Source organism: Dyella jiangningensis, from assembly GCF_003264855.1.
Lineage (GTDB): Bacteria > Pseudomonadota > Gammaproteobacteria > Xanthomonadales > Rhodanobacteraceae > Dyella > Dyella jiangningensis_C.
In genome coordinates, this window is record NZ_NFZS01000001.1 from 248,326 (window position 1) to 260,255 (window position 11,930).

General features: G+C 66.1%; 9 protein-coding genes. 1 reads left to right on the plus strand and 8 read right to left on the minus strand.

Annotated elements, in window-relative coordinates; translation table 11 throughout:
- The first annotated feature begins 2 nt into the window (after window positions 1-2).
- Complete coding sequence (locus CA260_RS01030; protein ID WP_111982941.1) at window positions 3-1,067, plus strand: acyltransferase family protein; 1,065 nt, start codon at window positions 3-5, stop codon at window positions 1,065-1,067.
- Between the two features lie 132 nt (window positions 1,068-1,199).
- Here the strand turns inward: CA260_RS01030 and CA260_RS01035 are convergent, their stop codons facing one another.
- The 8 genes from CA260_RS01035 to CA260_RS01070 all read right to left on the minus strand — a co-directional run bounded on the left by CA260_RS01035 (window position 1,200) and on the right by CA260_RS01070 (window position 11,928).
- Window positions 1,200-3,530 carry an isoamylase gene (locus tag CA260_RS01035; protein ID WP_111980619.1) on the minus strand — a complete coding sequence of 777 codons (2,331 nt, stop codon included), beginning with the start codon at window positions 3,528-3,530 and terminating at the stop codon, window positions 1,200-1,202.
- Between the two features lie 234 nt (window positions 3,531-3,764).
- Window positions 3,765-5,144: a sensor domain-containing protein gene (locus tag CA260_RS01040; protein ID WP_238149581.1), complete on the minus strand. Its 1,380-nt coding sequence runs from the start codon at window positions 5,142-5,144 to the stop codon at window positions 3,765-3,767.
- A gap of 244 nt (window positions 5,145-5,388) precedes the next feature.
- Window positions 5,389-6,918 (minus strand): RICIN domain-containing protein, encoded by a 1,530-nt coding sequence (locus CA260_RS01045; protein ID WP_172461683.1) that lies wholly within the window; start codon window positions 6,916-6,918, stop codon window positions 5,389-5,391.
- Window positions 6,919-7,020: 102 nt separating this feature from the next.
- Window positions 7,021-8,412, minus strand: a complete 1,392-nt coding sequence (locus CA260_RS01050) for a sugar porter family MFS transporter (protein ID WP_111980621.1) — start codon at window positions 8,410-8,412, stop codon at window positions 7,021-7,023.
- Window positions 8,413-8,472: 60 nt separating this feature from the next.
- Window positions 8,473-9,381, minus strand: a complete 909-nt coding sequence (locus tag CA260_RS01055; protein WP_111980622.1) for an SMP-30/gluconolactonase/LRE family protein — start codon at window positions 9,379-9,381, stop codon at window positions 8,473-8,475.
- Window positions 9,378-10,142, minus strand: coding sequence for an SDR family NAD(P)-dependent oxidoreductase (locus CA260_RS01060; protein ID WP_111980623.1), 765 nt, complete (start codon window positions 10,140-10,142; stop codon window positions 9,378-9,380). The genes CA260_RS01055 and CA260_RS01060 overlap by 4 nt, the downstream gene beginning before the upstream one ends.
- Window positions 10,143-10,144: 2 nt before the next feature.
- The gene (dgoD, locus tag CA260_RS01065) at window positions 10,145-11,293 is read right to left on the minus strand and encodes a galactonate dehydratase (protein WP_111980624.1); all 1,149 of its coding nucleotides are present in this window, start codon (window positions 11,291-11,293) and stop codon (window positions 10,145-10,147) included.
- A complete protein-coding gene (locus CA260_RS01070) occupies window positions 11,290-11,928 on the minus strand; it encodes a 2-dehydro-3-deoxy-6-phosphogalactonate aldolase (protein ID WP_111980625.1) in 639 nt (212 codons plus the stop codon). Before CA260_RS01070 ends, dgoD begins: the two co-directional genes overlap by 4 nt.
- Between the last annotated feature and the right edge of the window lie 2 nt (window positions 11,929-11,930).

Below are 11,930 nucleotides of genomic sequence, written 5' to 3' on the forward strand. Positions count from 1 at the left end.
ACCTGCCTCGCCGATTGGGCTCGGTCGATGCCCTGCGCGGCTGCACGGTCGCGCTGATGCTGCTGGTGAACGATGCGGGCGACTGGGAACATACCTACTGGCCGCTGGAACATGCGTCGTGGAACGGCTGCACGCCGACCGACTTCGTGTTTCCGTTTTTCCTTTTCGTGGTGGGCGTATCCATCGCGCTGGCGATCGGCCCGCGTGTGGAGCGCGGCGAGGACAAGGGCGCGCTCACGCGCACGGCGATGAAGCGCGCTTTGCGCATCGTGCTGCTGGGCCTGGCCATCAACCTGCTCGCCTGGTTGCTTCTGCCTGGGGCGCATCTGCGCTTTCCCGGTGTGCTGCAGCGCATCGGCGTCTGCTTCGCCGGCGCGGCGCTGTTCGCGATCTACACCCAGGCACGCGTGCAATGGGTCGCGATCGCGGCGATCCTGGCGGGTTATTGGGGCCTGCTGCTGGCGGGCGGCACGATGGAGCCGTACCTCAACATCGTGAGCCGCACGGACTTCGCGATCTTCGGACGCTTCGTCTACCTCATCGATCCGGTGACAGGGCGCGGGCACGATCCGGAAGGCCTGCTCAGCTGCCTTCCTTCGCTGGCGACCAGCCTGCTCGGATTGCGCGCCGGGCAATGGCTTCGCCACGACCGCATGAAGCCGCTGCTCGTGACGGGCCTGGTCGCATTGGCGCTGGGCTATGCGTGGTCGCTGGTGTTCCCGCTCAACAAGAATCTCTGGACATCGTCGTTCGTGTTGTGGACCGGCGGCTGGGCGATGCTCGCGCTGGTGCTGTTCCACGTTGCGATCGACCGTCGCGGCTGGCCAGCCGTCGGGCGCCGCTTTGGCGTGAATGCGGTGGCGGCCTATGCAGGTTCCGAACTGATGCAGATCCTGTTGCCGGCGCTGGGCATCCAGGGGCCGCTCTACCAGCACGCCTTCGCCGGCTGGATCACGCCGCTCGCCGGCCCCTACGCCGCTTCGCTGGCATTCGCCGTGGCGTTCGTCGCCGTGTGGTGGCTGATCGTCTATGCGATGGATCGGCGGCGCTGGTACATCAAGCTTTGAACCGTCGATGAAATCGCCGCGCGGCCGCGGGCCGTCGTGCCGCCGCGCGATCATGCCTGGATGAAGGGCGCCTTGGCGGTATGTGGCGTCATCCGCGCCGGGCAGCACGGATGACACCGATATCCCGATGCGCTACTTGGAAATCAGCAGCAACAGCGATTGACCGCATTGCCCATAGGTGGTGCCCGCACCACCGATCAAGCTCTCGTTGCCCGGCGTCACGAAGGTATTGGCACCATCGTTCCAGTTGCACGTATCGGTCACGCGATACCACTGCGTGCCGCTGGGTGGAGCGGGCAAAGTAAAGGTCACGCTGCCGGACCAGCCGTTGTAGGCGACGTAGATGGAGTTGGCGTCGCCCAGTGATGGTCCGTTGATCGTGTACGCGATCGCGTAGTTGGACGTGTTGTTCCAGTAGCTGCTGGTGGCGACGGCGCCGTTCGGCTGGTACCACACGACCTGGCTGGACGAATACCAGGTGGACGGCCGCAGTGCCGGATGCGCACGGCGGAAGGCGATCAGCCGTTGCGCGAAGTTGTAGAAGTTGGACTGGTCGGTGGTCCAGCTGTTGGTGAGCCAGTTGGCGGTGGAGTCGAGGTTGTAGGCGTTGTTGTTGCAGCGTAGCGAGCGCAGGTATTCATCGCCGCCCTGCATCAGCGGCGTGCCGGCCGAGAGCATCTCGAAGGCCATGCCCGTGCGCGCCGCGCGTCGCTGGTCGAATGCCGTGCCCGTGCCGGCGGACATGCCCTGGTCCCAGCTGTAGTTGCTGCTGGTGCCGCCATCGGAAGGGCCGTACGGCCATGCCTGGTTGTTGTTGGAACCATTGCAGGCATAGACGTCGTTGAGCGTCAGGCCGTCATGCACGTCCATGAAGTTGACCGAGTTCCACGGCGAACGTCCGCTGGCCTGGAACAGGTTCGATGATCCGCTGAAGTCGTTGGCGTCCTGTCCGATCGAGATGGTCATGCTGCCCAGCTCGTTCTGCGCCTGGCGCAGGCTGTCGCGAAACGCGCCATTCCATTCCGACCAGCCGGCGGGAAAGCCGCCCAGCTGGTACGAGTTGCCGCCGATCGCCCATGGTTCCGCGAACAGGTCCAGGCCGCTGCCGCCGGCGGCGGGGCGCACGGTGAACTCGCGCAGGATGCGGTTGATGGCGACATTGGCATCCGCCGCGTCGAAGTTGAAGCCGCCGTTGGGACAGTTGGGCGCCGAGGACTGGTACGCACCGTTGAGGCAGCTGTTGCCCAGCACCGGCGCGAGATCGAAGCGGAAACCATCCACGCCCATCGTGTTCGACCAGTAGGCGAGCGAGTCGACGATCAGGTTCTGCGCCACCGTGTTGTACGTGTTGTAGTTCGCGCCGGTGCCGGTGTTGTCGTAGAAGTACTGGTTGCCCGAGGTGAGCTCGTAGTAGGTCGCGTTGTCCAGCCCACGCCACGAGTAGATGGTCGCGGTCGTCGGATCGCTGCTGCTCCAGCTGCCGCCTTCGGCCGTGTGGTTGTAGACCACGTCCATATAGACCTTGATGCCCGCGTTGTGAAACGCCTGCACCATCGCCTGGAACTCCGCGGTCGGGCCGCCGGCCACCTTGTTGTACGCGTAGCGGCGATCGGGCGCGAAGTAGTCTTCGGTCATGTAGCCCCAGTAGTTCTGGTTGGCGCTGGAGTTCGGCACGACGTCGTTGGCATCGTTCTGCGTCTCCTGCACGGGCAGGAATTCCACCGCCGTCACGCCGAGGCTGGCGAGGTAGCTCGCCTTGAGGCCCGCGCCGCGATAGGTGCCGCGATAGGCGGCGGGAATGCTGCTGTCCTGCTCGGTGAAGCCACGCACGTTCACCTCATAGATCACGTCGTCCTTCTGCGCGCGCGTCGGTTTGGTGCCGATGCTTTGGCCGCTGGCCGAAAGCACGATGCCCTTGGGCGCATAGGTGCCGCTGTCGATGGTGCGGTAGCTGGCGCCGGAGGCGAACACGTTGCCGTTCTGGTTGGAAGCGTTGAGCGGATCCTGGCTCACTTCCAGCGCATACGGATCGAGCAGCAGCTTGTTCGGGTTGAAGCGGTTGCCGCTCGCGTCCACGTCGGAGACGAAGCCGGCCTGCGAGCCTTTGCCCCAGCTCGTGCTGTACGGCCAGTTCGGTCCCCATGCGCGGTAGCCGTAGTAGATGGAACCCGTGATGCCGGCCGCCTGGATGGACGACACGGGAACGGTCACCGCCCACACGCCGTTGCCGACGTTGCTCATCACATAGGTGGCCGACTCCTGCGCACCGTAGCCGCTGGCGTACAGGTACAGCGCGATGCGCGTGGCGTGGGACGAATACACGCGGAACGTCACGTTCGCGTGTTGCGCGTCGTAACTGGCGCCCAGGTTCATGCCGTTGATGGCGGCGTAAGCGGGCGTGGCGGGAAGGGTGACAAGGCTGGCGCAGGCCAGCAAGACGGCAAGCAACGTCGAGCACTTCATGCAGGGCTTCCTCCATCCAGCGGTTGCGGATCGGGACACATGAGCGTGCGCAGTCCGTGCGCGTGTGGCGTTTCAATGCTCGCGATGGGCCGAAGCAGGAGACGTGATGCGCAACGATGGTGTGGCCGCCGGCGAGTGCGAGGCATCGTAGGGAGCATCGCAATGCAGCAACCAGGGGTTGCATACGTATTCATTGCAAGACGGCGCGCATCGCAAGATGTCGCGATGGCGGGCTCAGTCGTCGCGGTCGTATCCGGACGCGTCGCCGGCGAAGTGCACGCGGTTGCCGCCGAGCTTCTTCGCTTCGTACATCGCGCCGTCGGCGGCGCGCGTGAGTGGCTCGGGATCGGCACCGTGCTCGGGATGCGTGGCTACACCGATGCTGGTGGCGATGCGCACCTCGTGTCCGGCGAGGGAGAACGGCGCATGGAGCGCATGGCGGATCTTCTCGGCGACGTGCAGGCTGTCGTTCGGCGATTGCAATGCGTTGAGCAGCACGACGAACTCGTCGCCGCCAAGCCGGCCGGTTACGTCGGCCTCGCGCACGTGGCTGACGATGCGCGAAGCCACCTCGCGCAGCAGGAGGTCGCCCACGTGGTGGCCGTGGTGGTCGTTCACCTGCTTGAACTTGTCCAGGTCGATGTAGAGCAGACCGACCCGTCCGCCGAATCGCCTGGCGTGCTCCAGTGCGGATTCGAGTTGTTGATAGAACAGGTCGCGGTTGGCGAGATCGGTAAGCGGGTCGTGTCGCGCGATGTGATGCAGCCGCGCTTCGGCCTGCTTGCGCTCGATCGCGGAAGCTACCTGGGTGGAGACGAACTGGAGGAGCTCCTTGTCCGTCTCGGTATAGGCGATGGCGTCGGAGTAGCTCTGCAGCACCAGCGCACCCACGGTGTTGCCATGCGAGGTCAGCGGCGCGCCCAGCCACTGCAGCGCGTCGGTGCCATGCAGCGGCAGTGCGCCCGGCGGACGCAGGCTTGGCGTAAACAGCAGCGCTTCGCCGCGGCGGATCAACTCTGCGGTGAGCGTGCCCGAATCGAACGGTTGCGTCGGCGGCGCGGTGTCGCGTTCGTCGACGAAATACGGAAAGCTCAACTCGTTGCGCCTGGCGTCGTAGAGCGCGACGAAGAAATTGTCGGCAGGCAGCAGGCCGGCAATGATGCGGTGGATCTGCTCGAACAGCGAGGGCAGGTTGTCGCTGGCGTGCGCGGCTTCGGAGATCGCGTGCAGCGCGTCGGTCATCAGTTCGGCGCGCTTGAGTTCCGTGATGTCGCGCGCCACGGCGATGCGCAGGCGATCGGTCTCGGACCAGCGCGCCGACCACATGATGTGCACGATCTTGCCGTCCTTGCGGACATAGCGGTTGTGGAAGTGCGATTGCGGTTGGCCGGCCATGATGGCGTTGGCCGTCTGCAACGTGAGTTCGCGGTCGTCCGGATGCACCAGGTCGATCATCGGGCGTCCGATCACCTCGGCAGGGGTATAGCCGAAGATGCGTTCGTAGCTCGCGCTGACGAACACGTACCGACCCTCCTCGTCGACCACGCAGATGGCGTCCCACAGCAGGTCCATGATCTTGTTGAGCGAGGTGAGGACGATGGGCTGCGTGGTCATGCTCGGCCCCTGGCGGCCGGATCGTTGGCGTGCCAACGACCACGCAAGTCCCATGCCATGACGCTGCCCCGCGTTCGAGGGGGCTCTCCGGTCGGCACTTCGGTGCGGCTGACGGTCATGGTGGCGAGGCGGCAGCGGAGTCGCGGGACGCGGGCACTATAAGGCGGAAAGCGCCGCCGCCGCATCTTTCCGGCCCTGACAGGAAGGACCCGGCGCGACGGGCGCCGGGTCTGGTTTCACGGCCTCAGTGCAAGGTCCACTGCTGGGGTGCCAGGCCGTTGTCGGTCCATATCTGCAGCTGCGTGCCGTGGGTGGTCGAACCCGCGGGGTCATCCAGCATCAGCGAGCCCGAGGCCTGGTTCATCAGCTTGTAGGTGCCGTTGCCCAGGTCCATGAACATCCAGTTCTGGTTGGCGTTGTTGGCGCAGCCCCACAGCGTCACCAGGTTGCCCGGCGAGGTGCTGCCGCCGGTGTTGTCCACGCACAGGCCGGTCTGCTGGTTCTGGATGCTGAACCAGCCGCCGCCCTTGGCGTGCACCGTCCAGTTCTGCACCGGCGCGCCGTTGCAGTCCCACAGCTCCGCGCTGGTGTTGTTGGCGGTGGACCACGCCGTGTTGTCCAGGCACAGCGCCGGTGCCTGCACGCTCTGGAACACATGCGTGGAACCATCGGCCGGCAGGCGATTCCATGCTTCGCTGGCGAAGTAGGTGATGCAGCCGCCGTTGAGGTAATCCGACGCCAGCTCCAGGATGCTCGATCCGTCGGTGGCGGGCAGCAGCGCCGATGAATAATTGGGGCAATAGTTGTCGTACGCCGTCGGCACCTGCACCGGCGCGGCGATGGTGTACCAGTTGCCGCTGCCGTCGGTGTTGGTGTTGACGAACAGCACCTTGCCGTTGGAGGCGGACACGCTGCCGTTGGATTCGTACATCACCTGGCCCACCAGCAGGATCGCGCCGTTGCCCGACAGCACCGACGGGCTCCAGCGGTTGAGCGGCGCGTGCTCCAGGTATTGGCCGGACGCCGTCTGCACCTTGGTGCCCATGTTGCTCGCGTCACCGAAGTTCCAGCCGTCGGTGGAGGTGCGCGAGAACACCGTGCAGGCGGCCGGCCCGCACAACTCGTAGCTCATGAAGAAATGCCCGTTGGGCAGCTTGCTCACCGTGATCATGCCGGGGCGGTCGCCCTGGATGGTGCTGCGCACGGTGTTGGTCTCGTCCTGCCAGCTGGTGCCGTTGTAGCTGCGGATCTGCGCGAGCTTCTGGCTGCAGCAGCTGTCGGTTTCGTCGGACCAGAACATCACCAGCGCGCCGTCGTTCGCCACTTCGAACTCGGGTTCCCACAGGCCGTGGCTGCTGTCGCCACGCACGACCGGCGTGCTGTGGTACGACCAGGAGCCGCCCTGGTTGGTGCTGATGTACACCTCGATGGCCGGCGTGCTGCCGGAAAAATACGACGCGGCGGAAATCAGCGTGCCTGCCGGCAGCGAGCCTACCTGCTGGGGCAGCTCGTACAGCGTGGCGCAGCAGCGTTCGGTGCTGCCGCCCACCGTGGGCACCGGGCCCAGCAGCGACCAGCTCGCGCCGTTGTCATTGCTCTGGAAGATGATGCCGTTGGTGCTGGCAATCAGACGTCCATACGTATTGGCGGGGCCATGTTGCAGCCTCACCACGCGCGGGTAGAGCGTGCTTCCCTGCAGCACGGTTCCGGTGGCTGCGTGGGCCTTGCCGCCAATCTGCAGCAGGCCAAGCAGAAGAACAAAAAGAAGGAACAAGGGATGGTTTTTACGACAGCACCGCATAAACGACCTCCGTGGCCGTCCGGAGACGGCCAAGCATGGGTTGATGGGTACAGCGGTTGGTTGGCCGGTTAGCGCTTACCGGCCGATGTCGCGCAGACGCTTGCCGCTCATCAGATTGCGCTCGATCTGCTCCAGCGTGACGCCCTTGGTTTCGGGCACGAGCCAGAAGGTAAGTACGATGAACACGGCATTGAGCGCGGCGTACAGCCAGAACGTATTGGCGTTGCCGATGCCGTTGAGCAGGCTCAGGAAGCTGATGCCCACGAGGTAATTGCAGGCCCAGTTGGTGAAGGTGGAGCAGCCGATGCCGAAGTCGCGGCCCTTGAGCGGCTGGATCTCCGAGCACAGCGTCCAGATCAGCGGACCGGCCGACATGGCAAAGCCGACGATGAACATCAGCAGCATCGCCACGGTGAAGATCTGCGTGCCCTGGTCGTGGATGCCGTTGTGCATCATCAGGCCCACCACGGCGAGGCCGGCGGCCATCACGGCAAAGCCGGTGTAGAGGATGGGCTTGCGGCCCCAGCGATCGATCAGCGCGATGGCGATGAACGTGGCAAGCACGTTGGTCAGGCCCACCAGCGCGGTGAACCACATCTGCGCGGCCGTGTCGTAACCCATCACCTGGAAGATGCGCGGCGCGTAGTACATCACCACGTTCATGCCGGTGAACTGCTGCATCAGCTGCAGCAGCACGCCCAGCCACACCGAACGGCGGAAGTTGCGGTTCTCCAGGAACATGTGCCAGCCGCGCTGCGGCGTCTTCAGCTGCTCGTCGATGTCGGCCACTTCGCGCGACACGACGTCGCTGTCTCCACGCAGGCGCTGCAGCACGTCGATGGCCTCCTGCCGGCGACCGCGCATCAGCAGCCAGCGCGGGCTGTCGGGCAGGAACAGCACGCCCAGCAGGAACAACACGCCGGGAACCGCGATGATGCCGAGCATCCAGCGCCAGGCGCCGCTGTAACTGAAGGCCGTGTCGGAAAGAAACGCCACCAGGATGCCGATGGTGATCATCAGCTGGTAGGTCGAGATCATGGCACCGCGGATGTATTCCGGCGCGACCTCGGCCAGGTACAGCGGCGCCGTGAACGACGCGATGCCGATGGCGATGCCCAGCACGACGCGAGAGGCGATCAACGTCTCCGGCGACCACGCCATGCCCGACAGCAGCGAACCGATGACGAACAGCACGGCACCCAGCACCAGCGAACGCTTGCGGCCGAGATGACCCGACAGCCAGCTGGCTGCCAGGGCGCCTGCGGCGGCGCCGAACATCATGGAACTGACGATCCATTCGATGGTGTGGTCGCTCACCTTGTACTCGGCCTGGATGAACTGGGTGGCGCCGGAGATCACGCCGACGTCGAGGCCGAACATGAGGCCCGCCAACGCCGCGAGTATGCAGACGAAGACGACGGTGGCCTTGGATTGCGTCGAGGATGACGCGATGGCTTGGGCGTTCATGGGTAAAGCTCCCCCGCTGGCGATGGTGTGGCCCCTGTGGGCATGAGTGGGCCGCGATCCCTACGCGGCGGCGATGACGTGTGGCGGCGGCCCGGGGAAACGCGGTTCGGGCAATCCACCGAAGTCCGAGTGCACGGCGAACAGCGCGCCGGCATACGGTTGGCTGGCGAGCGCGGCTTCGTCGAGGCCATCGCGCGCGCTGGTGATGTAGAGCGTCGAAAGGTGGGTGCCGCCGAAGGCGGGCCGCGTCGGTTGCGAAGCCGCCACGTCGATGCAGCGATCCATGCGGCCCTCGCTGGTGTAGCGCACCACGCGGCCGAGGCCCCACTGCGCATTCCACAGCGCGCCCTCGGCGTCCACCGCCGAACCATCCGGCTCGCCGCGCGGATCGTCCAGCGCGACGAAGGTGCGCACGTTGGACACCTGGTCGCCGTAGTCGCAGCACTGGATCGTGCGCGTCAGCGAATCGCAGAAATACATGAGGTCGCCGTCGGGACTGAAGGCGACGCTGTTGCTGATCGCCACGCCGGGCAGCGGCAGGCGTTCCAGCGAAAGATCGTGGTTCAGCCGATGAAAGCTGCCCACGGGCTGCTTGGGTCCGCCATCGGTCGGCTCGTGCAGCGTGCCGAACACGAAGCGGCCCTGACGATCGCAGGCGCCGTCGTTGAGGCGCGTGGGCTGCCCGGCTTCCACGGCCATGATCGGCACCAGCCGCTGGCTGGCCGGATGGAAGAAGGCCAGTTGCGAAGCGAGCCCCAGCAGCAGCCAGCCATCCGCCTCGCAGAGCACGAAGCAGGCCAGGCGCTCGGGCAGGCTCCACTGGTGCAACGCGCCGTCGTGCGGCCGATAGCGCCACAGTGTGGACGCGTGGATGTCGGTCCAATACAGCACCTGTCCGCGGTCGCACCACAGCACGCCTTCACCCAGCGTGTTGTGCACCTGCATCGCGACCGTGGCGCGCGTGTTCATACCCAGCCACCGTCGACGATGAAATCCTGTCCCGTGCACATGCGGCTGTCATCGGCGCCCAGGAACAGCGCGGCGCGTGCGAGGTCGTCCGCCATCAGGTAGCCCGGCAGGCACTGCACGCGGGCGATCTCCGCTTCGCCTTCGGCATCCAGCCACAGGCGACGCTGCTTCTCGGTGATCACCCAGCCGGGCACCAGCGCGTTGATGCGGATGCGATCATGGCCGAGTTCGCGCGCAAGGCCGTTCACCAGTCCGTGCACGGCGGCCTTGGCCATCGCATACATCGGGTAGCCGGCGTTCTTCTTCATCCAGCCGGTCGAGCCCAGGCAGATCACCGAGCCGCCGCCCAGCGTGCGCATGTCGTCACGCACGGCCTGCGTGGCGAAGTACTGATGGCGCAGGTTGATGGCGATGTTGCGGTCGAATTCCGCCGGCGTGGTCTGTCCAAAGGTGTGGCGCACATCGTTGGCGGCGTTGTTGACCAGCACGCCGACGGGACCGTGCGTCGCGCGTGCCGCATCGATGGATGCCTGCAGCGTGTCGAGATCGGTGACATCGCACGGCAGGAACAGCGGGCGGTGCTTCGACGCCGCGAGGCTCTCCACCAGCTGCTCGCCGCTCGCATGATCGATATCGACGAAGGACACGCGCGCGCCTTGCTGCGCGAAGTGTTCGACGAAGGCCGCGCCGATGCCGGTCGCGCCGCCGCTGATGAAGACGTGGCGATCGAGCAGGCTGGGGTAGGTGGCGAAGGCCGTCATGCTTACCACTCCGCCACGCTGCCGTCGGCGTGGCGCCAGATCGGGTTGCGCCAGCGGTGGCCCACGGCGGCGCGTTCGGCGACGTACGCTTCGTTGACCGAGATGCCGAGGCCGGGGCCGCCGGGAATCGTCACGAAGCCATCGTGGTAGGCGAACACGCTGCGGTCGTGCACGTAGTCGAGCAGGTCGTTGCCCGCGTTGTAGTGGATGCCCAGGCTCTGCTCCTGGATGAAGGCGTTGTAGCTGACCGCGTCGAGCTGCAGGCATGCCGCGAGCGCGATCGGGCCGAGCGGGCAGTGCAGCGCGAGCGCGACGTCGTAGGCTTCGGCCATCGCCGCGATCTTGCGCGTCTCCGTGATGCCGCCGGAATGCGAGGGGTCGGGCTGGATGATGTCCACGCCACCCATCTGCAGCACGCGCTTGAAGTCGTAGCGCGTGTACAGGCGCTCGCCCAGCGCGATGGGCGCGGGCGAGATGGCGGCGAGTTCCGGCAGGGCTTCCAGGTGATCGGACAGCACCGGCTCCTCGATGAACATCAGCTTGTACGGATCGAGTTCCTTCGCGAGCACCTTCGCCATCGGCTTGTGCACGCGGCCGTGGAAGTCCACGCCGATGCCGACGTGCGGGCCCACCGCGTCGCGCACGGCCGCGACGTTCGCGATCACCTGCTCGACCTTGTCGTAGGTATCGACGTACTGCAGTTCTTCCGTGGCATTCATCTTCACGGCGGTGAAGCCGCGTGCCACGGCGTCCTTCGCCTGGCGCGCCGTGTCGGCGGGGCGATCACCGCCGATCCACGAATAGACGCGGATGCGATCGCGCACCGGGCCGCCGAGCAGCTGGTGCACGGGCACGCCGTGATGCTTGCCCTTGATGTCCCACAGCGCCTGGTCGATGCCGGCGATCGCACTCATCAGCACGGGGCCGCCGCGATAGAAGCCGCCGCGGTACATCACGCTCCACAGGTCTTCGATGTGGCGCGGGTCCTTGCCGACCAGGTAGTCGGAAAGTTCTTCCACGGCGGCCGCCACGGTATGCGCGCGACCTTCGACGATCGGCTCGCCCCAGCCGACGATGCCGGCATCGGTGTCGATGCGCAGGAACAGCCAGCGCGGGGGAACGATGTAGGTGGTGAGGCGGGTGATCTTCATGCACGCGATCCTTTGGCGTCGAGATGACGCTGCCACGCGTCGGCGAACTCGCGCGCGCGGACGGCAACGTCGCCGGCCGGGCGGCCGGGGGCGTAGAGGGAGGAGCCGATGCCGAAACCGCCTGCACCGGCGGCGAGCCACGGCGCCATGTTGTCCGGCGAGATGCCGCCGACCGGCATCACGGCGACATGCGGAGGCAGCACGGCGCGCCATGCCTTGAGCACGGCGGGGCTGGCCTGTTCGGCCGGGAAGAGCTTCAGCGCATCGGCGCCGGCGGCCAATGCGGCAAAGGCCTCGGTGGGCGTGGCGACGCCAGGCACGCAATAGAGGCCGGCCTGCTTGGCGGCACGGATCACGGCGACGTCCGCGTGCGGCATCACCACCAGACGGCCGCCGGCGTCGGCAAGGTCCTTCACCTTCGCCGGATCGAGCACGGTGCCCGCGCCCACCAGATAATCGTCGCCCAGCGCGTCGACCAGTCGACGGATGCTTTCGAACGGCCGCGGCGAATTGAGCGGTACTTCGAGCATGCGGAAGCCCGCGCCGACGAGCGCGTGACCGACCTCGACGGATTCCTCCGGTGTGAGTCCGCGCAGGATCGCGACGAGAGGGAGGGGTTCAAGCCAGTTCTTCATGG